The sequence below is a fragment of the Bacillus hominis genome (assembly GCF_018332515.1).
Classification (GTDB): Bacteria; Bacillota; Bacilli; order Bacillales; family Bacillaceae_G; genus Bacillus_A; species Bacillus_A hominis.
The window spans coordinates 37,776-61,226 of the sequence record NZ_BOQD01000027.1 but is presented as its reverse complement, the minus strand read 5'-3'; the positions used below and the strand labels follow the sequence as shown (position 1 = coordinate 61,226).

At 36.9% G+C, this 23,451-nt stretch carries 26 protein-coding genes; all 26 read right to left on the bottom strand.

The window, feature by feature from the left end; all coding sequences use genetic code 11:
- Positions 1 to 48: 48 nt before the first annotated feature.
- The gene (gene dnaG / locus KI356_RS03970; protein WP_212934833.1) at positions 49 to 1,848 is read right to left on the bottom strand and encodes a DNA primase; all 1,800 of its coding nucleotides are present in this window, start codon (positions 1,846 to 1,848) and stop codon (positions 49 to 51) included.
- Positions 1,849 to 1,886: 38 nt separating this feature from the next.
- Positions 1,887 to 1,991, bottom strand: coding sequence for a hypothetical protein (locus KI356_RS28390; protein WP_128281307.1), 105 nt, complete (start codon positions 1,989 to 1,991; stop codon positions 1,887 to 1,889).
- Positions 1,992 to 2,049: 58 nt separating this feature from the next.
- Entirely contained in the window at positions 2,050 to 2,343 is a 294-nt protein-coding gene (locus KI356_RS28385) for a DUF188 domain-containing protein (protein WP_128280920.1), read from the bottom strand.
- Positions 2,344 to 2,734: 391 nt separating this feature from the next.
- Positions 2,735 to 3,547 carry a pyruvate, water dikinase regulatory protein gene (locus KI356_RS03960; RefSeq protein WP_128280919.1) on the bottom strand — a complete coding sequence of 271 codons (813 nt, stop codon included), beginning with the start codon at positions 3,545 to 3,547 and terminating at the stop codon, positions 2,735 to 2,737.
- A 29-nt stretch (positions 3,548 to 3,576) separates the two neighbouring features.
- On the bottom strand, positions 3,577 to 4,209 hold the full coding sequence (ccpN, locus tag KI356_RS03955; protein WP_000583755.1) for a transcriptional regulator CcpN: 633 nt from the start codon (positions 4,207 to 4,209) through the stop codon (positions 3,577 to 3,579).
- 106 nt (positions 4,210 to 4,315) lie between these two features.
- A complete protein-coding gene (gene recO / locus KI356_RS03950; RefSeq protein ID WP_002129136.1) occupies positions 4,316 to 5,062 on the bottom strand; it encodes a DNA repair protein RecO in 747 nt (248 codons plus the stop codon).
- A 33-nt stretch (positions 5,063 to 5,095) separates the two neighbouring features.
- Complete coding sequence (locus KI356_RS03945) at positions 5,096 to 5,239, bottom strand: YqzL family protein (RefSeq protein WP_000883924.1); 144 nt, start codon at positions 5,237 to 5,239, stop codon at positions 5,096 to 5,098.
- 176 nt (positions 5,240 to 5,415) lie between these two features.
- Complete coding sequence (era, locus tag KI356_RS03940; protein WP_002122584.1) at positions 5,416 to 6,321, bottom strand: GTPase Era; 906 nt, start codon at positions 6,319 to 6,321, stop codon at positions 5,416 to 5,418.
- Positions 6,314 to 6,712: a cytidine deaminase gene (locus tag KI356_RS03935; RefSeq protein WP_002111886.1), complete on the bottom strand. Its 399-nt coding sequence runs from the start codon at positions 6,710 to 6,712 to the stop codon at positions 6,314 to 6,316. The genes era and KI356_RS03935 overlap by 8 nt, the downstream gene beginning before the upstream one ends.
- 99 nt (positions 6,713 to 6,811) lie before the next feature.
- Positions 6,812 to 7,165, bottom strand: a complete 354-nt coding sequence (locus KI356_RS03930; RefSeq protein WP_212934832.1) for a diacylglycerol kinase family protein — start codon at positions 7,163 to 7,165, stop codon at positions 6,812 to 6,814.
- Positions 7,162 to 7,632, bottom strand: a complete 471-nt coding sequence (ybeY, locus tag KI356_RS03925; RefSeq protein ID WP_002088675.1) for an rRNA maturation RNase YbeY — start codon at positions 7,630 to 7,632, stop codon at positions 7,162 to 7,164. Before ybeY ends, KI356_RS03930 begins: the two co-directional genes overlap by 4 nt.
- Complete coding sequence (locus KI356_RS03920; RefSeq protein ID WP_212934831.1) at positions 7,629 to 9,773, bottom strand: HD family phosphohydrolase; 2,145 nt, start codon at positions 9,771 to 9,773, stop codon at positions 7,629 to 7,631. The genes ybeY and KI356_RS03920 overlap by 4 nt, the downstream gene beginning before the upstream one ends.
- Positions 9,774 to 9,970: 197 nt before the next feature.
- Positions 9,971 to 10,930, bottom strand: a complete 960-nt coding sequence (locus KI356_RS03915) for a PhoH family protein (RefSeq protein ID WP_128280915.1) — start codon at positions 10,928 to 10,930, stop codon at positions 9,971 to 9,973.
- A 3-nt stretch (positions 10,931 to 10,933) separates the two neighbouring features.
- A complete protein-coding gene (gene yqfD, locus KI356_RS03910; protein ID WP_128280914.1) occupies positions 10,934 to 12,133 on the bottom strand; it encodes a sporulation protein YqfD in 1,200 nt (399 codons plus the stop codon).
- 250 nt (positions 12,134 to 12,383) lie between these two features.
- Positions 12,384 to 12,677, bottom strand: a complete 294-nt coding sequence (gene yqfC, locus KI356_RS03905; protein ID WP_002088680.1) for a sporulation protein YqfC — start codon at positions 12,675 to 12,677, stop codon at positions 12,384 to 12,386.
- A 107-nt stretch (positions 12,678 to 12,784) separates the two neighbouring features.
- A complete protein-coding gene (locus KI356_RS03900) occupies positions 12,785 to 13,228 on the bottom strand; it encodes a GatB/YqeY domain-containing protein (RefSeq protein ID WP_000054578.1) in 444 nt (147 codons plus the stop codon).
- A gap of 15 nt (positions 13,229 to 13,243) precedes the next feature.
- Complete coding sequence (gene rpsU / locus KI356_RS03895; RefSeq protein ID WP_000048061.1) at positions 13,244 to 13,417, bottom strand: 30S ribosomal protein S21; 174 nt, start codon at positions 13,415 to 13,417, stop codon at positions 13,244 to 13,246.
- Between the two features lie 219 nt (positions 13,418 to 13,636).
- Positions 13,637 to 14,989, bottom strand: a complete 1,353-nt coding sequence (gene mtaB / locus KI356_RS03890) for a tRNA (N(6)-L-threonylcarbamoyladenosine(37)-C(2))-methylthiotransferase MtaB (protein WP_212934830.1) — start codon at positions 14,987 to 14,989, stop codon at positions 13,637 to 13,639.
- A 6-nt stretch (positions 14,990 to 14,995) separates the two neighbouring features.
- Positions 14,996 to 15,745 (bottom strand): 16S rRNA (uracil(1498)-N(3))-methyltransferase, encoded by a 750-nt coding sequence (locus KI356_RS03885; protein ID WP_002111902.1) that lies wholly within the window; start codon positions 15,743 to 15,745, stop codon positions 14,996 to 14,998.
- Between the two features lie 147 nt (positions 15,746 to 15,892).
- Positions 15,893 to 16,831 carry a 50S ribosomal protein L11 methyltransferase gene (gene prmA, locus KI356_RS03880; protein WP_002145700.1) on the bottom strand — a complete coding sequence of 313 codons (939 nt, stop codon included), beginning with the start codon at positions 16,829 to 16,831 and terminating at the stop codon, positions 15,893 to 15,895.
- Between the two features lie 28 nt (positions 16,832 to 16,859).
- Positions 16,860 to 17,966, bottom strand: coding sequence for a molecular chaperone DnaJ (gene dnaJ, locus KI356_RS03875; RefSeq protein WP_088060032.1), 1,107 nt, complete (start codon positions 17,964 to 17,966; stop codon positions 16,860 to 16,862).
- A gap of 202 nt (positions 17,967 to 18,168) precedes the next feature.
- Positions 18,169 to 20,004, bottom strand: coding sequence for a chaperone protein DnaK (dnaK, locus tag KI356_RS03870; RefSeq protein WP_002122595.1), 1,836 nt, complete (start codon positions 20,002 to 20,004; stop codon positions 18,169 to 18,171).
- Between the two features lie 26 nt (positions 20,005 to 20,030).
- The gene (grpE, locus tag KI356_RS03865; protein WP_002122597.1) at positions 20,031 to 20,597 is read right to left on the bottom strand and encodes a nucleotide exchange factor GrpE; all 567 of its coding nucleotides are present in this window, start codon (positions 20,595 to 20,597) and stop codon (positions 20,031 to 20,033) included.
- Between the two features lie 114 nt (positions 20,598 to 20,711).
- Positions 20,712 to 21,728, bottom strand: coding sequence for a heat-inducible transcriptional repressor HrcA (hrcA, locus tag KI356_RS03860; RefSeq protein WP_128280911.1), 1,017 nt, complete (start codon positions 21,726 to 21,728; stop codon positions 20,712 to 20,714).
- A 133-nt stretch (positions 21,729 to 21,861) separates the two neighbouring features.
- On the bottom strand, positions 21,862 to 23,001 hold the full coding sequence (gene hemW, locus KI356_RS03855; protein WP_128280910.1) for a radical SAM family heme chaperone HemW: 1,140 nt from the start codon (positions 22,999 to 23,001) through the stop codon (positions 21,862 to 21,864).
- 57 nt (positions 23,002 to 23,058) lie between these two features.
- Entirely contained in the window at positions 23,059 to 23,427 is a 369-nt protein-coding gene (locus tag KI356_RS03850) for a winged helix-turn-helix transcriptional regulator (RefSeq protein ID WP_002122602.1), read from the bottom strand.
- Positions 23,428 to 23,451 lie beyond the last annotated feature (24 nt).

Genomic DNA, 23,451 nt, shown 5'->3' with positions numbered 1-23,451 from the left:
CTTACGCGAGATACAAACATTCATTATACTAAAATTTTATCAAAAAAGCTATTTTCTCGCTTTTTGACTTTGTAAATATGCTACATAATATTTAGCAGCCTCTACAGGATCTGTTTTTTCCATTTGTTTTACTTTAAAGATAATTTCCATCTTTTCAAGTTTCTCTTTATGGCGCCTTAACGCCTCCAAATGACCTTGTAACGCTTCTTCTGTGTACTCTGGATTAATAAATTCATCCGTCGAAATATCAGTGATAATATTTTTCAACTTTTCATCAGAGAGCCAACTTAAAAATGTTCCGACTGAAGGTTCATTTCCCTTTTCATAATATGCGTATAGTTCATATAAAATCCCTTTATGTTCTTCTGTATAAAAATCTTCTATATGAGGTTCCATACGTACTGTCACTTCTGCACTTTGCAACATATGATAAATAATTTCTCTTTCTGCCCTTTCAAAACCTGTCAACTTCGGTTTCGTTTGAACAATTTGAGATGGCTTAGAAACCTGCTTTACTTGTTTTTGCTGTACCTTTTGTTCTTTGCGATATTGGTGCAATTGATTCAAAAGTGTTTCCATTGAATACGAAAATTCTTGCGATAATGATTTTAAATATGATTCCGCCTGCATCGCATCCTGTAGCAATGATAACTCTTTTAAAACACTTTTTACATATTCTTCTTTGCCAGACTCATCTTGCAAATTTTTTCCTAAACGCAAATAATTTATTTTGAAACCAACAAAACTTATACTTGATTTCACAAGATTTTCAAAAGCGGTCGTTCCATATTGTTGCACATATTCATCAGGGTCAAGCTTATCTGGCAAGGGTGTAACTTTCACTTGGCAACCAACTTGCAATAGTAATTGCCCTGCTTTCATCGTCGCTTCTCGCCCTGCTTTATCACCATCATAGCAAAGAACAACAGTTTCAACGTTACGTCGCAAAAGTTTCGCTTGTTCCTCAGTTAAGGCCGTTCCCATTGTCGCAACAGCTTCTTCCACACCACTTTTCACCGCGGCTAGTACATCGGCATAACCTTCAAAAAGGACAACTTGCCCACGTTTTCTAATAAACGGCCTTGCTTGGTGGAAATTATACAACAGCTTACTTTTGTAAAAAATCGGTGTTTCAGGACTATTTAAATATTTCGGAGTATCCTCTCCTAACGCCCTTCCACTAAACGCTATCACCTTACCTTGTAAAGTATAAATCGGAAACATAACTCTTCCGCGGAAGCGGTCATAATGACTGCCATCCTTCTCACTTCTTACAAGAAGGCCAGCTTGTTCCATACTGGTTAGCGACAAACCTCTTTTTTGTAAAATTTTCGTTGCTGCATCCCAAGTTGGTGATGCATAACCAATTTCAAATTTCTCAATCATCTCTTTTGTAATACCACGTTTTAATAAATATGAAAGTGCTTCATTTCCTTCTTCTGTATTTACTAATAAATGATGATAATACTTTTTCAAAAGTTCATGAGCCTGTTGCATGATGACAGTGTCATCAGATATATCTTCTTGTTGTTGTCCTTGCCCTGATGTATATTCTGCAACTGTAATTCCATTTCTTTCGCCAAGCTTTTGAACAGCCTCGGTGAAAGCAAGTCCTTCCATTTTCATAAGAAAAGAAAAGACATTTCCACCTTCTCCACATCCGAAGCAATGAAAAATTTGCTTATCAGATGAAACAGAGAATGAAGGAGAATTCTCACCATGAAATGGACAAAGGCCGAAATAGTTACGCCCCTGCTTTCTAAGTTGAACATACTCACCAATCACTTCTACAATATCAGATGATGTCCGAATCTGTTCAACAACTTCTTCTGGAATTCTGTTCCCCATAACTCCATCTCCGTGTCGTATTTTGTATTCGATATAAATTAAAAGATTCCTTTATAATTCGACAATATTTTTTCTAAATTTGTTAGAAAGTACTGTCGATCACATTGTGTAAACGTTTTTGGACCTTTCGTATAAGTCCCCAGTCTGCGTAAATCCGCAGATACATACTACTATATAAAATTGTATCCATTTGCTCATCTGTTACAAATGTATCTCTTGGAGACAATACATATACTCCTTTTTCACAAGAAGACTAGCAAGCACCTTATCCTGTATGATCATGAGATCTGTAGCTTTTGCATGTTGATAAATATAAAAGTCAACTTCATCTTGCTCAGAATCTACATAGACCCAATTACCTTGCTGTTTTCTTGAACGATGAGCATAGGATGCGACAAACAAAATTTCGACATAAAATTTTGTTCCAACTTGCACAATTGCATTCTTCACGGGACACGCATCTGCATCAACTAGTATCTTACTGATGTTTTGCATATTTCTGTATTCTACATCCCTTCTGTGAATCCTTCCATAATGTGCGTTTTCTTGTCTAGATTTTGTCGATTTAACGTAAATACATGTCTTTTTCGAAAATCCTATCCCTAGTTTATTCTGAAAAATTAAAGTCTAAACGTAAAATATAGGTTTTTATCACAATTTTTTATTATAATATATTTTCTTCAACTACGCTACATATCCCTTTAATTTTCATTTTACATTTAAAGATAACAAAATCGTTCCTTTAGCATAATTAAAAAACAGAAGAATATAAGTATAACCATTCCGCTATATTCTATTACTAAGCTGAAAGTTCATGCTCTACTTCGTCTCTTCCTCTACCGCCTTCTCACGAGCGAAAAAAGCACATTCACCTTTGGTAAATGTGCTAAAACATTTTTTGGTTTTGCACTGCATTCACAATAATATTTGCTGTTTCTTCAATCGCCTTATTTGATACATCAATCACTTGACAATTTATTTTACTAATTACTTCCTCAAAATGATCAATTTCTTCTTTAATACGATTAATATTTGCATATGTTGCTCCATCACTTAATCCAAGTGATTTCAATCGTTCTTTTCGAATATGATTTAACTTATCCGGTATAATTTTCAAACCGAAACATTTCTCTTTTGCCACTTGATATAATTCCTCAGGCGGATCCACTTCTGGTACAAGTGGTACATTGGCAACTTTCAAACGTTTGTTATGCGCTAAATATTGTGAAAGTGGCGTTTTTGATGTACGTGAAATTCCAATCAACACGATATCAGCTTTTAAAATACCACGTGCATCTCTACCATCATCATACTTAACTGCAAATTCAATCGCTTCAATTTTCTTAAAGTACTCTTCATCTAATCTTCGAACGACACCTGGCTCATACCTTGGTACTTGCCCTGTAATTTCTTCAATTTGATCGATAAGAGGTCCGATAATATCGTATGCCTCTACTCCTTCTTTTGCCGCTTCTGTCAATAAATATTGACGCATATCAGGCTTTACTAACGTAAAACAAATAAGCGCTTGATTGCTCTTGGCAATCGAGATTACTTCTTTTAATGTCCCTGTATCTTCTACATACGGTACACGTCTAATATCAGGAGCGAATGGGAACTGTCCCATTGCCGCTCTAACAACCAAATCAGCCGTTTCTCCTACAGAGTCAGATACGACATATACGATTTTATTATCCATTACATTACCTCACTTTAAACAAATTACACTTATTCGTTATTTACTAAATTTACAAACGCACGCGTAATATTTGTTTTTGTAATTCGTCCAATCACTTCTAAACCTTGTTTCGTATCCTTCACAACCGGCATCGCATCAATCTGTCTTTCTATTAATTCCATCGCAATATCATATAAAGAATCCTCCCTGCGACACATCGCAATGTTTGGCATCCTTGTCATGATAATATTAACCGGAAGAGAGGTTAAATCCTGCTTTCCTAAGCTAGCTCGTAATAAATCTTTACGAGATACAACGCCAACTAATAAAGTAGATTGATCTACAACAAATAATGTACCAACGTCCTCTAGAAACATAGTACAGATTGCATCGTATACTGATACATTTTTATCAATTACAGCCGGTCTAGATTGATAATCTTGCACTTTAATTTTCTTAACAGCTTCAGATAATAGCTGTCCCCCAGTTTTACCCGTATAAAAATAACCTACGCGTGGACGCGCTTCTAAATAACCAGCCATCGTTAAAATTGCTAAGTCTGGTCTTAGCGTTGCACGTGTTAAACCCAATTGCGCAGCAATTGACTCCCCTGTAATAGGACCGTGATCTTTTACAATCTGAATGATATGTTCTTGCCGTTTATTCAGCTCTATGATAATCACCACCTTTAATGCACAACGAAAAAAGTTATACTATCTCTTAAATATTATATACTAAATATGCTATTCGAAAAAGAAAGTATGTAAAAAGGACCTTATACGGCCCTTTTTATATTTGAAACTTATCAAGTTGTTCCAAAAAACGCCTTGTTTTCAAATAAATCCCACAATATTCATCGTAATATGTATTCAATACTGTGCGCATTTGTTTTTTTGTGCTATCCTTCACCGATACATTACCGAGCCGGTGTAGATCGAAGTGAAAAAAGAGACGTAATAATTTATGAACAGCCTCTCCCACCGGAATACGATACGGATCTTGCTCCGCATGACGCGAGCACAGAAAACCGCCTTCCCTGACAGAGAAGGCGACAAAATCTGTTTCTTGATGACAAATAGCACATGTATCAAAGTACGGGCGCATCCCTAATACCGGAAGCATTTTCGTTTGATAAATTAATGATAATACTTCCGGATCAACACCCTCACACATATAATGCAACGTTTGATATAACATTTCAAATAAATACGGATTATGCTTCTTATCTTCTGTTGCTTTATCAGTTAATTCAATAATAAATGATGCATAAGCAGTTAAAAATATATCCTCGCGAATTTCTTTCATAGATGAAATAATCTCGCCTTGTTGCAAAGTTCCAAGTCCAGAACCCATTTGAATAAGAAAATGACCATGTGTCATAAGCTGCGAAATAGCTGCTAACCGACTCTTCGGCTTTTTCGCCCCTCTTGCCATTGCACTTACCTTACCAAATTCCCGTGAGTATATTGTAACAATCTTATTTGTTTCTCCGTAATCTGTTGTACGGATAACAATGCCCTCAACTTTTTGAAACATGTTCGTCACCATCCAAGGTTTGAACAAAACGGGTCAAGAAATTGGAGAGTCTAGATGCGCTAACTCTTCTTCATGTTGATCCATCTCATCGTTCACGTCTTTTTCCATTTCTTTCAAAAGCAAATACGTTTCAATGCTTCCTGTTTTGGAGAAAAACTTCCAGGTAAAATCTAGCATAAGAATCCACCTTTCTCAATAAGCGTAGCCTATAAACCAATTTCCTTTGTTGTTATTAAATTGACCCATTTTGTCCATTTTCATGTGAGAAAAATTTTTCCTAATTTATCAAAGTTCATAAAAACCAATAATCAGCGGACGAATAGTACACCCACTGATTACAGCTTTACTCTATTTTAGTACTCGTCTTCGCGGAAACCAAGGTCACGAAGCTGAGACATTTTATTACGCCAATCTTTTTGCACTTTTACCCATACTTCTAAAAATACTTTAGAGCCAAGTAGTGCTTCAATATCAAAACGAGCTCGTTTCCCGACTTCTTTTAACATCTTCCCTTGCTTACCTATAATAATTCCTTTTTGTGATGCACGTTCAACAACAATCGTTGCGTTTATATAAACTGCACCGCCCTCGCGCTTCTGAATCGCATCAATAACAACCGCTACAGAGTGCGGTACTTCTTCGCGTGTTAAGTGTAATACTTTTTCACGAATAAGCTCTGAAATAATAAATCGCTCTGGATGATCCGTTACTTGATTATCCGGGTAGTATTGTGGTCCTTCTGGTAAATACTTTTTAATTGCTCCGATTAACGCTTCAACGTTATTACCGTCCAATGCAGAAATTGGCACAATCTCCGCGAACTCATATAATTTACGATATTGATCAATCAACTCCAGCAATTGCTCTGGATGAACTTGGTCAATTTTATTAATTACTAAAAATACCGGTTGTTTCGTTTCTTGTAATTTCTCAATAATAAATTCCTCACCACGACCATATCCTTCAGTTGCATTGACCATAAACAGAACAATATCAACTTCTTTTAATGTCGTTTGAGCCATCTTCACCATGAAATCGCCTAGTTTATGTTTAGGTTTATGTATTCCTGGTGTATCAATGAATACTACTTGTGAATCATTTTCTGTATATACACCTTGAATTTTATTACGAGTTGTTTGTGGCTTATCACTCATAATGGCAATTTTCTGGCCGATAATACGATTTAAAAATGTAGATTTCCCAACATTCGGTCTGCCAATAATAGAGACAAAACCTGATTTATAACCTTTTCTATTCATGTAAATCCTCCGCTAAAAATGCTCCTGGTAACAATTCTCCGACTGTTGTCTCTTGAACATCACCATGTAAGTTTGATAGGTATACTTTCGTATCCTGTTTACATAATTCTACCATAACTTGTCGACATGCTCCACAAGGAGGTACTGGACGCTTTGTATCCGCTACGACTGCAATAGCTACAAACTCGTTATCTCCTTCAGAAATCGCCTTAAATAACGCTGTTCTTTCTGCACAGTTACATAAACCATATGATGCATTTTCAACATTACATCCACGATATATTTTTCCATCCTGAGTTAGTAAAGCTGCACCTACTTGAAATTTAGAATATGGTACGTACGCTCGTTTACGCGCTTCGGTTGCTTCTTGAATTAATTGTTTGCTATTCATATTCCCGCATCCTTTCCGTTCACAGATGTGAATAGATACACTCTTTCATTAAAGGCCTTCACGGCGCTCCCAAAGCTTAATAAAAGCTTCGGAATGCAACTATACCATATACGGTAAAAAGATAATAGCACCAATTACAGCAGCTATAATTGCGAACAATAAAACTGCCCCCGCTGCAACATCCTTTGCGATTTTTGCAAACGGATGAATATCGGTGGTGGCTAAGTCTACGGTTTTTTCAATAGCCGTATTCACCATCTCTAAACTCATTACACTCCCTATCACAATAAGTAATACAATCCATTCTATTTTTGTAATATGGAAATAAAAGCCGCAGCATATAACAATGACTGCGGCTAAATAATGAATTTTCATATTTCGTTCATAACGAAGACAAAAGTATATACCAGCTATAGCATATCCAAAACTATTTAAAAGTTTTCCTTTTTTCATCGTCCTAATCCAAATGCCTCTAAAATTTCTTTTTGTCTTCCAAACATTTCTTTTTCATCTTCTTCTGTCATGTGATCATAACCAAGTAAATGTAAAAAGCCATGTAACGCTAAAAAGCCAAGTTCACGATCAAAAGAATGTCCATATTCTTCAGCTTGTTCTTTTGCTCTTGGAATAGAAATAATAAGATCTCCTAACATACGCGGCATCTCCGCACCGACAATTTCCATTTCGCCTTCTCCCATTTCTTCCATGGCGAAAGAAATAACATCCGTAGGCTGATCCTTATCTCGGTAATCACGGTTTATTTCACGAATACGTTCATTATCTACAAATGTAACCGATAATTCTGCGCCTTCTTCTATGTTCTCCATTTGGGCTGCTTTCTCTACTAAACCTCGAATCAAACTTATATATTCATCTTTCACTTCTTCTGTTTCATCAATAAAATCAATTAATAAACTCATTCTTTCTCCTTTTCTTCCGGCGGTTCCGGATATGTAATACGGGAATGGAAAATACCATTTAACGTTTCACATAACGTTTTTCCAACGATTTGCAGTTCCTTAAATGTCAAATCACATTCACTAAATTGACCATCTTGCAGGCGATCTTTAATAATACTTTGCACTAAATTATTAATCTGATCTGGTGTTGGATGGTTCATCGAACGTACCGCCGCTTCTACACTATCAGAAATACCAACGATCGCCGATTCTTTAGAAGTTGCTTTTGATCCTGGATAGCGGAACATTCCCTCAGTATATTTCTCTTTATCTTCTTTAATCGCCTTATAGTAAAAATATTTAAGTAACGTTGTACCATGATGCTGTCCAGCAATATCGATAATTTCTTGAGGTATATGGTGTTCTTCTAACATCCTCACCCCATCGGTTACATGAGCAATTATAATATCTTTGCTCGTTACAGGGTCTAATCTATCATGCGGGTTTTCAATCCCCATCTGGTTTTCAATAAAAAACTGCGGTTGTACTGTTTTCCCTACATCATGATAATACGCCCCTACACGCGCTAATACTCCATTTGCTCCAACTGCTTCACAAGCAGCTTCAGAAAGATTCGCTACCATTACACTATGGTGATACGTACCCGGTGCTTCTAATAAGATTTTACGCAGGAGCGGGTGATTCGGACTTGAAAGTTCCATTAATTTCATACTCGATACAATTCCGAGCCCACTTTCTAAATACGGTAAAATCCCCATAGCTAGAACAGAAGAGATAATCCCCGAAACTGCTGCCATTAATAATTGCGTACCAATTTCAAGAGGTGAAAAGTTCCCATTTCGTAATAGTAGCAATGCCGCCAATACGACTACATTTAATACGGAAACGAGTATACCAGCTTGCAAAATCATCGTACGACGATTTTTTTCTCTCAAGAATATGCTAACCGATAATGAACTTAACAAAACATAAATCCCTACACTATAATTCAGTGTACTCGTTACACCTTCATTAAACATAATACTTCCGCAAACAGAAAAAATCATACTTGTTAAAAATACAAATCGGTCACCAATCATTAATTTCACAAGTATTGTCCCCATCGCGACCGGAACAACATACGCAATTCCTGCATATTCAAGCTTTTGGAATAAACTAATGATTTTCATTAAAACAATCGTGATAGACAGAATTGTGATGTATGCTAAAACATACGGCCTATCTTCTCTTTTTCGCTGTAAAAATACTTCAAACTGCTTATGCATAAAGTATAGCAACACACAAATGAGCACCGCCAAACCAACATAAGGTTGGAAGCTATTACCTTTCTCTAGCAACCCAACTAATTTCAACTGATTATACATATCACTTGAAATCGTTTCTCCTTCTCTCACAAGAACTTGCCCTTGAAGGATATAAACAGGCGGCACTAAATCTTCCTCTGCTTTTCTCTTCTCTTTTGTTAAAGTCGGATCATAAAAATAATTTGCTGAAATTGCATATTTCCCTAGTGCCTTAATAGCTTCTTTTAAACCACTATCGACATTAACATTATTCATCTCACTTACATACCGCTCTTTAGCGTCCTTCAATTCGTCCATTTTAATATGCATAGCCATTATACTATTAACGGCTGTGACTGCTGCATCTTTTGCTAATACCAATTGGCTTGAATCCGCGTTAATCAAGTTTAGTAAGTTTGAATCCGATAAATCTTTTGTTAAATCGACAGGTAGTTTCTTTTTCAACTTGTCCACTTTATCAGCATCGGTAATCTTTTTTTGCTCATCTGGTCCAACAGCTTTAATCTCTTGCACCACTTCATCTACCTTTGCAAAAACATCATTAACAATATCCACTTTATTTTGTTTAAGCTCACTTCTATATGTATACTGATCTTCAACTTTGGTAGCAGCTTCTTTTTTCTTTTTTTCCGTTGTAACTTTATCTTCAATTTTAATAGGAGAGTGGATTGTTTTTTTAGCAATAGAGTATGTTTCAACATCTAATTGCTCTGGTTTTACATTATTCATAAGTGCAAAAAACAGTACTGCTCCTAATAAAACGTAAGAAATCCAACTTAGTTTTTTCGAATGTTGTAAATTACGAAACCACTTAGAAATTTCTTGAGATCTTGACATGATTTCAATACCTTCTCCTCTCCAGAAATAAAGTGAAACTATTTATAGCTTTCATTTCTTCCAGCCAACGATGCTTTTTGGGGCCATATTTTTATAGACCATCACCTATAGTTTATTTCCCTCGTCTTTAATGATAGTAAAAAATATGTCATTCGCCAACCTTATCATACAAAAAGAAATGATCCTGACAAATAGGATCATTCCATTTTATCATATGCCTCAATAATACGTTGCACTAACGGGTGTCTCACAACGTCCGTTTGTTCCAATGTAATGAACGAAAGACCTGATACACCAGATAAAATATTAGCAGCAATAGAAAGACCTGACTTTACCCCTTTTGGCAAGTCTACCTGTGAAGGATCCCCCGTAATAACCATTTTAGAACTAAAACCTAATCGTGTTAAAAACATTTTTATTTGAGCACCAGTTGTATTTTGCGCCTCATCTAATATAACAAATGAATCATCCAGAGTACGCCCTCTCATATAAGCAAGAGGTGCAATTTCAATTACACCACGCTCCATCATACGTTGTGTATATTCTTGTCCAAGAATATCATGTAACGCATCATATAGTGGACGTAAATACGGATCTACTTTTTCTTTCAAATCACCTGGTAAAAACCCTAAGCTCTCTCCAGCTTCTACAGCAGGTCTTGTTAAAATAATTTTCTTTACATACCCTTGCTTTAAGGCTCTCACAGCCATTACTACGGCTAAGTATGTTTTTCCTGTCCCAGCAGGACCTATCCCAAATACAATATCATTCTTTTTCATTGCATGGATATATCGTCTTTGCCCCATCGTTTTCACACGAATGGATTTACCTTTTGCCGTTTTAAAAATTTCCTCTTCATATAACTCTTCGAATTGAGCAATTTTCCCTTGTTGCCCAAGCTGAATCGCATACGCAACATCTCTTTCCGAAATTGATACACCTTTACGGATAACAACAAGTAACTGTTGTAAGATTTTTTCTACGAGCACCACAGTTTCATCTGCCCCAGATACCCGAACAGATTCTCCTCTAGTCACAATCGATACACTAAGTTCTCGTTCAATTACTTTTAAATGAGCATCATTTACCCCAAAAAGAGCGATTGCCTCGTTGGGATTTTCCAATTGTTGGTTCATTTCTACTAATTGTTCTGCCATTACTCAGTCTCCTTGAATATCGGATTCAGATATTGGTTGTGGCTCTGCAATATTTTCAATCACTGTATAATGTAATGTGACCTTTAGGTGATCCGCCTCAACCTCTTTACTCAAAATGTTATCACTTACAATCATAGCATGTTCATCCAATTTTTTCTTCAGTTCTTTTTCTGCCATCTCTTTCGCTACTTTCATTGCCTGTTTTTCGGTATATTCTCGGTTCGCTTCTTCCTCTTCTCGTACAATATTTTTTTCATATGCAACTGGTAATGTAAATCCAAATAATTTCACATCATGTTTTACACTTTCAGTACGAGAGCGTTTATACTTATCATGTTGAAATCCCCATATTTTTATTTTAGCACTCCCAAATTTAAGAAAATATTCATTATACGAATTACCAGTATACACTTGAAATTGCGTCTTTAACGGAACATCCACCTCAGATTTGTACCACGTTTCTCCATATACAATCCCTTTAGCCGAAACAATTGTCGGATTCTCCTCATTACCATACATCCCCGATACGAGAAGTTGCCCCTTTTCTACATGGTCATTTTTCATGACAACAGGCTTCCCAACTTCCACAAATGTCTTTGTAATAATCCCTTCTTTTTTTGCTACTAAGTTTTGTGGCTGTTGTTCACTTTCTTTTTTCGGTTCATTTTTTTCGACAATCTTAAAATGATATGTTGTCCCTCTTATTTCTAATCCCGCCCAAGTAATCGCATTAATATTGTCTGTCAAATGACGTTGAACATCTTCTACATTCGGCATTTGGAACTGTAATTTCCCTTTTTTTATACCCATTTTGTCCAATTCTTTCATCAAGATATATTCCGTTTCAGGTTTTGCTCCTGTAATTTCAATTTTCCACACCATATTTGACAATGCGATCATTCCGAAAAAAAATATTAAAAACCCAATTAAAAATCCACTATTTTTAATTAAACGCTTATTCCAAAACGGAAAACCGTAACGTCCAATAAAATATAATTTACATTCATTTTTTCTATAAATTGGTTTTATCTTTTTCACATCTCGTAATAACATACAAAAAACTAACGTTTCATCAGCTATCTTCTTTACATCCCAAACTAGTAATTTCCTCCGCACACACTCGTTAACAAAGCGTTCCGCTCCTCTACCTTCAATTCGCACCTTTACATACCCAAGCCATTTTATAAACCATTTATTTTTCATCGACTATCTCCACTACCTTTCTAAAAGTAGATACACTACTTTTCAATTCGATTATCAAACTAGCTCGTACTAAAATTTTAATTAGCAGATTCCTTGATCCTCACTAATTATTAACCTTCACGAGCCAGGTTTTTTACGTGGAACTCAATTCCCACCTATCCTCTTTGTACGAACCGAATATTGAGGCCAGAACGTTATCACCTGTTAATACAAGGTAACGAAGAAAAACTTCACAAACGGAAGTTTCTCCTCACTCCTCTTTCTTTTCATTTTCTAAAAACGTCACTTGTTCAATAATCCCTTCAAGCAACAGTTCTTCTGGAAGGATTGTTTTAATAACAAAGGATTGACCTTTAATTAATAATTGACCATGTTTCAATAGCAATCTTACCTCTTTATCTGAAAACACTAATAATCCTCGATGATTTTCTATATAGATATGTACTTGCCCAACAAGCGTGATCCGAGGTAGATCCATTAGCACATCCACTGGTAGGTCTATTTGCTTCGTTAACCAATTCTTCATTTGTTCTAATTTTTTCATCTCAAAAGACCCCCTCTCATCCCATATGTATGAAAAAAGAGCTTGTAATATCACGTCCAAACTGAAAAAAGCATAAAAAAACGTCTCATACGAAATGAGACGCTTTTTTATGCTAATAGCTGTATAACCAGCTTATTCACTAGTGATCCGTCTGTTTTACCTTTGACTTTCGGCATAACAGCAGTCATCACTTTACCCATATCTGCTTTAGATGTAGCACCAACTTCAGAAATAACTTGCTTAATTATATCCGCTAGTTCTTCTTCTGTTAATTGCTCCGGCAAATATGCGCTTAAAATCTGAATTTCACTTTGCAGTTTATCAACAAGGTCTTCACGACCAGCTTTTTTAAATTCAAGGAGGGAGTCCTTATACTGTTTTACTTCACGAGCTAAAACTGTTAATTCCTCTTCTTCAGTAAGAGTATGTTGCAGTTTAATACCTTCATTTTGTAAAGCAGCCTTAACCATACGAATAACGGTTAATTTTTCTTTTTGTTTATTCTTCATCGCTTGTTTCATATCATCGTTTAAACGACCGAGAAGACTCATAACTTACACCCTCTCTTAGAACTTACGCTTTCTTGCCGCTTCAGATTTCTTCTTACGTTTTACACTTGGCTTTTCATAAAACTCGCGCTTTCTTGCTTCAGCAAGTGTACCAGTTTTAGAAACCGATCTTTTAAAACGGCGAAGTGCATCCTCCAAAGACTCGTTTTTACGAACGACTGTTTTTGACATTCTCTTTCCCTCCCTCCGAAACATCACACTTACATACTAACTTCAGCATGCAAAAAGAAACACTTCTTCAGCATGTCTTTTACGATTATAATACATTTTATCACTTCAGGTCAACTATTTGGCAGAATAAAAGAAGAATTGATGCTCTTCTTTTTTCAATACTTAACTTCTCCACGAACGAAAAAAGCATGCAAACCCTTGTCGTTTGCATGCTTTTTATTATGCGCTTGCTGATTCTTTTTTTACATCATCTTCAAGAACACGAACAAACTGGGCTTCGTTATATGGATAACCAGCTTTTGTAATTTTCACTTTTACTAGCTTACCAATCAATTCTTCAGATCCTTCAAACACAATTTTTAAGTAGTTATCTGTATAACCTACATATAAACCTTCACGGTCACCATCTTTAAATGTCTCTTCCGGAATGATTTCAAGTACTTCACCTTCAAATCCAGAAGCATACTCTTTCGCTAATTGATTAGATAGCTCAATTAGACGATGAACACGATCATTCTTCACATCTTCAGGAACTTGATCTTCCATACGTGCTGCTGGTGTACCTGTACGTTTTGAATAAGGGAAAACGTGTAATTCAGAGAAACGATTCTCTTTAATGAAATTGTACGTTTCCATGAATTCTTCTTCTGTTTCACCTGGGAATCCAACAATTACGTCTGATGTAATCGCAAGACCTGGTAACGCTTCTTTCAAACGATCTAAACGCTCTTGGAAAAATTCCATCGTATACTTACGGCGCATACGTTTCAATACAGTATTAGATCCTGACTGTAATGGAATATGCAAGTGACGTACAACTACTTCTGATTTATCTAACACTTCAATTACTTCATCAGAAATTTGACTCGCCTCAATAGAAGAAATACGAAGACGTTTCAATCCGCCTACTTCCGCTTCCATATCGCGCAGTAATCCAGCTAAGTTATACTCTTTTATATCTTCACCGTACCCACCTGTATGAATACCTGTTAATACGATTTCTTTATAGCCCGCATCTACTAATTGCTGCGCTTGTTTAATAACTTCTTTTCCATCACGAGAACGCATTAAACCACGCGCCCAAGGAATGATGCAAAATGTACAGAAGTTATTGCAACCTTCTTGTATTTTTAAAGATGCACGTGTACGGTCCGTGAAATATGGAACATCCAGCTCTTCATATACACGTGTTTTCATAATATTGCGGACAGCATTAATTGGTTGACGCTCTTTACGGAATTCTTCGATGTATCCTAACATCTTCTCACGATCTTGCGTACCAACAACAATATCTACACCTGGAATTGCCATAATTTCTGCTGGAGATGTTTGTGCATAACATCCAGTTACACAAATTACCGCATCTGGATTTTGACGTACAGCACGTCTAATTACTTGACGGCTTTTTTTATCTCCAGTATTTGTTACTGTACATGTGTTAATAACATATACATCAGATTTTTTTTCATATTCAGTTCTTTCATAACCACCTTGTTTAAACAATTGCCAAATCGCTTCTGTTTCATAGTGGTTTACTTTACAACCTAACGTGTGGAACGCAACAGTTGCCATTGATTATCACCCCATCAATTCAAAATGATAAGAAGCGGCACTTAACGCATAAAGCGGAGCCGTTTCTGTTCTTAAAATTCTTGGTCCTAAACTACATGGTACAAATTTATGTTCACGAAGTGCGGTAATCTCTTCCTCCGCTAAACCACCTTCTGGTCCAAATACAATCAGCAGCTTTTGTCCTGGTTTAATCGTCGATAAAGCTTTCGCAAAATTAGATTTCTCACCTTGTTTCGCTTCTTCTTCATACGCAACAAGACATACATCATACTCGCTACTCATCGACAGCAGTTGTTTAAATGATGAGGGAACGTGTACTTCTGGAATTTCACTTCTATGCGATTGTTCCGCAGCTTCTTTTACAATTTTTTTCAAACGCTCAACTTTTTTATCTGCTTTTTTCGCATCCCACTTTACAATAGATCGAGATGCTTGAAATGGTAAAAATGCAGCTGCCCCAAGCTCAGTTCCTTTTTGAAAAATTAACTCTAGCTTGTCTCCTTTCGGCAGTCCACTTGCAATCGTCACGAACACAGGAAGTTCGCTTGATGCCTCTACCCATTCTACAATAGTGGTATCCACAAATTCACTGGTAATTTCAGCAATTGAACACTCTGCTGTTTTACCATTTACACAGCAATAAATGTGGTCACCAGCTGACATACGCATCACTCTTGCGATGTGATGGACATCATCACCCATTATGCGAATACTTGTCTCATTTACATATTTCTCTTCTACAAAATAACGTTGCATATAATCACCTTAGTAGAGTTTCGTTCCTTTCGTAAGTCAAACACTTACGAAAAGAACGAAACGTTATCATTTTCATATAACAAACGGCAAGTCCCTCACCTTATACGGTGAGAGACTCCCCCTGTTCTTTATAGACTAAAATCTATATTACGCATTTCGTGCAATAATTGCTACCCAATCTTCCATTCGAAGCACTTCTTCAATTGTAAATCCAGCTTTTTCTAACGCTTCAGAAATTACTTTTTCTTTCGCCCCAATAATACCAGATGTAATAAATAATCCACCTGGTTTCACAACTCTCGCTGCATCTTCAGGGAATAGAAGAATAATTTCCGCTAGTAAATTTGCTACGATTAAATCAACTGGACCTTCAATACCTTCTAATAGACTATTCTGTCCAACATTGACAATGTCATCTGTTTTATTTAAGCGCACATTCATTTCTGCACTTTCAACTGCAACTGGGTCTAAATCATACGCTTGAACAGAAGCCGCACCTAATTTTGCTGCAGCAATACTAAGTACTCCCGAACCTGTCCCCACATCAATCACAGTATCACCTGGCTGAACCGTTTTTTCTAACGCACGAATACACATCGTTGTTGTTGGATGTGTCCCTGTACCAAACGCCATACCTGGATCTAATTCAATAATTTTTTCATCTGGAGAAGACGGTGTATACTCTTCCCACGTCGGCACAATTGTGAATGTATCAGAAATTTGAACTGGATGATAATACTTCTTCCAAGCAGTAGCCCAATCTTCCTCATCGACTTCATTAATTGTAATATTTCCTGTACCAATTTCGATGTCGAAAGATGGTAGTGCATCAATAGATGATTTTACACCTGCAACCGTTTCGTGTAAAGAATCCGTTTGTGGGAAATATGCTTTTACTAAAACGCCCTCACTTGGATATTCATCTGGGTTAAGTGCATAAATCTCGCCGTATTGTTGCTCGCGCTCTTTCGTCAACTCCGCTGGGTCCTCAATCGCAACCCCACTAGCGCCTGCTTCATGCAAAATATGAGAGACAGCTTCTACTGCTTCTTCTGTTGTATGAATACTAATTTCTGACCATTTCACAATTTACCAACTCCATTTTTTATTTCCATTATTCCCCTTTGAAAGCACGTTTAAGCTTTCCAAATAAGCTATCATCCTGCTCTTCTTGCCCTGCAAATTCACGCAATAAATCTTTTTGATGTGAAGTTAATTTCGTCGGCACAACAACACGAACGACTACATATTGATCTCCTTGACCATATCCACGTACGTTCGGAGCACCTTTTCCTTTTAAGCGGAATTCTGTTCCTGTTTGTGTTCCTGCTGGAATTTTCAACTTCACTTTGCCATGAACGGTAGGAACTTCTACTTCCGCACCAAGTGCCATTTTCGCAAATGTTAATGGCATTTCGCAAATAATGTGATCACCTTCGCGCTCAAAGAATTCATGATTTCTCACATGAATAACAACATATAAGTCACCTGCCGGCCCGCCATTTACGCCTGCTTCACCTTTTCCAGATACACGAATTTGTTGACCATTATCGATACCCGCTGGAATTTTAACATTGATTTTTTTGTTTTTACGAACTTTACCAGAACCATGGCATGTCGTACATTTCTCTTTAATCATTTGACCTGTTCCTGAACAATGCCCACAAGCTTGACGGTTTACAATACGCCCAAATGGTGTATTTTGTTCTACACTTACTTGCCCTGATCCTGAACAATGTTTACATGTTTCTTTTGACGTTCCTGGTTTTGCTCCGCTACCTTTACAAGTATCACATGGATCTTCTACTGGAATCTCAATATTTAACTCTTTACCAAAAATAGCTTCTTCAAACTCTAAAGTAACTTGGTATTGTAAGTCAGCACCTTGGCGCGGAGCATTTGGATCACGACGTCTGCCGCCACCGCCGCCAAAGAATGAACTAAAGATATCTTCAAAGCCGAATCCACCACCGAAGTCTCCTCCGCCGCCAAATCCTTGATTTGCACCAGCATGACCAAATTGATCGTACTGCGCACGCTTTTGATCATCGCTTAATACTTCGTATGCTTCTTGTACTTCTTTAAACTTTTCAATTGCATTTTCTTCTTTACTTACGTCTGGATGGTACTTTTTAGCCAAACGACGATACGCTTTTTTTATTTCATCTTTAGAAGCGCCCTTGCTAAGTCCAAGGACCTCATAATAGTCTCGTTTACTCATAAATTTGCAACCCCCGAATCTTTCACATAAACGTAATTTTAACACCGAAAGAAAGTCCTTTGCAACAAAGTTTCCTCACTTACAGTATGCAAAACAAAAAACTTAAGATCCTTACACATTTCTTCTTATTCGTGAAAAAAGCCAAAGCCAAGGCACGCTTGACTTTGACTTTTTGTCATCTTACTTATTTTATTTCACTGTATTACTTGTCTTCTTTTACTTCTTCAAACTCAGCGTCAACTACATTGTCTTTTTTCGCGCCAGCGTCTTGTGCTCCTTGTGCACCTTCCGCTTGCCCTGCAGCCGCTTGAGCTTGCTCATATAATTTAACAGTTAATTGTTGTACGATTTCTTGAAGAGCATCTTTTTTCACACGGATTTCTTCAAGTTCGTTTTTCTCGATTGCCGCTTGTAATGCTTCTTTCGCTTCCGTTGCTTTCGCTACTTCAGCTGCATCTACTTTACCTTCTAAATCTTTTACAACTTTGTCTGTTTGGAATACAAGTTGGTCAGCTTCGTTACGAAGTTCAACTTCTTCCTTACGTTTTTGGTCAGCGTCAGCATTTGCTTCTGCTTCTTGTACCATACGATTTACTTCATCATCAGAAAGACCTGAAGAAGATTGGATTGTAATAGCTTGCTCTTTGCTTGTTCCTAAGTCTTTCGCACGTACGTTAACAATACCGTTCGCATCGATATCGAATGTTACTTCGATTTGTGGGATACCACGTGGTGCTGGCGGAAGGTCTGTTAATTGGAAACGACCTAGTGTTTTGTTATCAGCTGACATTGGACGCTCACCTTGTAGCACGTGAATGTCTACCGCTGGTTGGTTATCAGCAGCTGTTGAGAATACTTGTGATTTACTTGTTGGAATTGTAGTGTTACGCTCGATTAATTTCGTGAACACACCACCCATAGTTTCGATACCTAAAGAAAGTGGAGTTACGTCTAATAATAGTACGCCTTCTACATCACCAGTAAGTACGCCACCTTGAACTGCAGCACCTAATGCTACAACTTCATCAGGGTTTACGCCTTTGTATGGCTCTTTACCAGTTTCACGTTTAATAGCTTCTTGTACAGCTGGGATACGAGTAGATCCACCAACAAGGATAACTTTATCTAATTCGCTTGGAGCAAAACCAGCGTCTTTTAATGCACGACGAGTTGGCTCTAAAGTTCTTTCAACAAGACCTGCTGAAAGCTCTTCGAATTTCGCTCTTGTTAACGTTAATTCTAAGTGTAATGGACCAGCAGCTCCAGCACTAATGAATGGTAATGAAATTTGTGTTTGTGTTACACCTGAAAGATCTTTTTTCGCTTTTTCAGCTGCATCTTTCAAACGTTGAAGTGCCATTTTATCTTGGCTTAAATCAATGTTGTTTTCTTTTTTGAATTCAGCTACTAAGTGATCGATGATAACTTGGTCAAAGTCATCTCCACCAAGACGGTTGTCACCAGCAGTTGAAATAACTTCGAATGTGCCATCTGCTAACTCAAGGATAGATACGTCAAATGTACCGCCACCTAAGTCATATACTAAGATTTTTTGTTCTTCATCTTGTTTTTCTAGACCGTAAGCAAGCGCTGCTGCTGTTGGTTCGTTAATGATACGCTCAACTTCTAAACCAGCGATACGACCAGCATCTTTCGTTGCTTGGCGCTCTGCATCGTTGAAGTATGCAGGTACTGTAATAACAGCTTTCGTTACTGTTTCACCTAAGTATGCTTCAGCAGAAGCTTTTAAGTTTTGTAAAATGATTGCAGAAATTTCTTGAGGTGTATAATCTTTACCTTCAACTTCTACTTTATAGTCTGTACCCATATGACGTTTAACAGACATAATTGTATTTGGGTTTGTAATTGCTTGACGTTTCGCAACTTCCCCAACTTGACGCTCTTCATTTTTAAAAGCTACAACAGAAGGTGTTGTACGGTTTCCTTCTGGATTTGGGATAACCTTTGGTTCTCCACCTTCCATAACAGCTACACAAGAGTTTGTTGTACCTAAGTCAATACCGATAATTTTACTCATGGCGATTCCTCCTACTTTTATGTAAATTATTGATTTACTTTTACCATTGACGGGCGAATCACACGGTCTTTTAGTTTATAACCTTTTTGGAATTCCTCCACAACCGCGTTTGATTCAAATTCACTGTCTTCCACTTGCATAATAGCTTGGTGCTCATTAGGATCAAACTGTTTACCAACAGATTCAATCACTTCAACACCTTCTTTAGTCAATGCTTCTAGCAATTGACGATGCACCATTTCCATACCTTGTAACAAGGATTTCGTTTGCTCATCAGTTGCTTCCACTTGCATCGCTCTTTCAAAATTATCAAGAGCTGGCAAAATATCTGAAACTAAACTTTGTGCTCTATATTTTTCAGCAGCCTGTTTATCCATTTGGACACGGCGCTTATGATTTTCAAAATCAGCTTGTAGACGTAATGTGCGACCTTCCGTTTCCGTTAGTTTCGCTTGTAACTCATCTACTTTTTCTTGTAAAAGAGCAGCCTCACTTTTTTCTTCTACAGTTTTTTCACTGTTTTCTGGCGTGACAGCTTCTTCAACTTGCGCTTCTTTCACTTCTTCTACCACTTGTTCGTTACGCTCTTCCACAATTTTCACCTCCTTAAAAGGTATTAGGTATCACGCTTAGCATGATTACCTAAGCATTATATATTACACACAGCAATGAAATTTTCATCACTTGAGCGAATGTATTACTCTCATTTATTTTTTAAGTCCATCAGTAAATTGCCTTGTAAATAACTGCAACAAACTAATTACACGAGAGTATTGCATTCTCGTTGGACCTAAAATCGCAATTGTTCCCAGTTGCTCTTCTCCAATCGAATACGTTGCAGAAATTAAACTACAATCTTCCATAGCTATCGAAGAATTTTCCCTACCAATTTTCACTTGAATACCTACTTGTTTATGCCGCAAAATATCATAAAACTCAGCTTCGTTATCAATCATCGTCAGCAAGGATCTTACTTTTTGAATGTCATGGAACTCTGGCTGCGAAAGCATATTTGCTTTTCCTCCAAAGTATATCTTTTCCGATAAAGGAACTTGAAATGTACCATCTAACATTTTTATTGCGCTATCGTAATTATGAACATACCCACGCAAGACTGTAACAATCTCTTTAAAGATTTTATTATGAAGTTCTGCCATAGGTATACCAGATAGCTTTTCATTTAAAATATTAACCATTTTTTCTAAATCTGATAAATCAACAGATTCCGGAACGGTAATCGTTTTACTTTGTACATGCCCTGTATCTGTTACAATAATAGCGACTGCTGTTTGATGATCAAGCGGTACAATTTGTACGTTTTTAAGTTTATTTGTGCTTAACTTAGGCCCAAGAACAATGGCCGTATAATTCGTAAGCTCTGATAAAATTTGAGCTGATTGTTGTGCAATTTTTTCTGCTTCAAAAATTCTTTCAGCAAATAAATCTTTAATTTGTACAATTTCATCAGTCGGTAAGTTTTGCGGGGCTAAAAGATGGTCTACATAAAAACGATACCCTTTTTCAGAAGGAACACGCCCAGAAGAACTATGCGTTTTTTCAATAAATCCTAGTTCCTCTAGATCAGCCATTTCATTTCGAATAGTAGCTGAACTAAACGTAATTTCATCTTTCTTAGCCAACGTCCTCGATCCAACTGGTTGCGCTGATCCAATAAAGTCATCAATAATTGTTTGTAAAATTAAGAGCTGACGTTCCGTAAGCATCTCATCATCACCTCTGTTAGCACTCTTTGTCTTCGAGTGCTAAATCTATTAATAACTTACCAAAATTGACATTCAATTGTCAACGGAAACGTCACGAAATAATGAAAATTTTTCACGTTAATGGAACATTTAATTAGTCAATCAAAAATGACTGGAACACTTCATTACCCAATAATTTTCCTTTTCGTGTTAAACGCACATATTCATCTCTCTCTTCAAGCAATCCTCGTTCTTGATTGCTTTGTAACTGCTTCGCGAAAACTTGATCCATCTCCATATTGAATTTCTTTTGGAACGCTATTTTAGACACACCTTTTGTTTTTCGAAGCCCTAAGAACAACTCTTCTTCCATTCTTTCTTTCTCCGTCACTGCGTGAACATCTAAATACGGAAATCCTGTTTCATCAATTTTCGTGAAATATTGCTTGAGCGGCCCTACATTTTGGATACGTTCCCCATTTACATAACTATGCGCTCCAGCTCCAAATCCATAATACTCTTCATTATTCCAGTATGTGAGATTATGTCTACTTTCATTATCACCTTTTGAGAAGTTGCTAATTTCATACTGGCTATAACCATGTTTCTCCATTTCATCCATTACCATTTCATACATTTTCGCTTCATGGTCTTCACCCGGAAGTCTCAACTTCCCTTTATTCATTAAGTTATAAAATACAGTCTTCGGTTCCACAATTAATGAATATGCTGAGAAATGTTGTACACCAAGTGTGAAGGCAATATCTAATGTTTCTTTTACATCTTCTAACGTCTGTCCTGGCAAAGCATAGATAATATCTATATTAATATTTGTAAAGCCCACTTCCTGCGCTTCTCGAATTGCTACAAACGCATCTTCCCTCGTATGCTTGCGCCCAATTTTCTCAAGCAGTTCATCACGAAACGTTTGTACACCAAAACTAATTCTGTTCACGCCACCTTCTAACAATAAGTTCAACTTCTCTTTCGGTAAGTCGCCTGGATTCGCTTCAAAAGTTAATTCACAATTCGGAGCAAATGGTCGCAAACGACGATTAATGATATCAAGTAGTTTTTTTGTCTGTTCCATATTTAATGCTGTCGGCGTTCCTCCACCAACAAAAATCGTTTTCATACTTTCAAACGGTACTTTTTGAACCGTATTTATTATTTCTTTCTCTAAATATTGTAAGTATTGATCAACCGGTTGGCGTTCAATAAATACTTTATTAAAATCACAATAGTGACAAATATGCTGACAAAATGGAATATGAATATATGCAGCTTGTACCAAATATAACTCCTACCTTTCTAAAAAGAAAACCTCCGCGCTCCGGAGGGTCCTTTACTTTTATAACGTGTTACGAATTTGTTCCATTCGCATTTTTCCCCAATCATACATCATTTCAACGATCGGTAAAAGCGACATGCCTAGTTCCGTCATATAATACTCAACACGCGGAGGAATTTCTGGATATACTGTTCGATCAACAATCCCATCCTCCATTAACTCTTTTAATTGGTTCGACAAAACTTTATGAGAAATACTCGGGAATAGTCGTTGCAATTCACTAAAACGATGTGGCCCTTCCACACCTAAGTGCCACAATATCACAACTTTCCACTTCCCACTAATAATAGAAAGCGTCAATTCCTTTTCACAATTAAAATTACCATTTTGTATTTTACCTTGAATATCTTTTCGAATATTTTCGGACATTAATAGTCTCCTAACTCTATATCA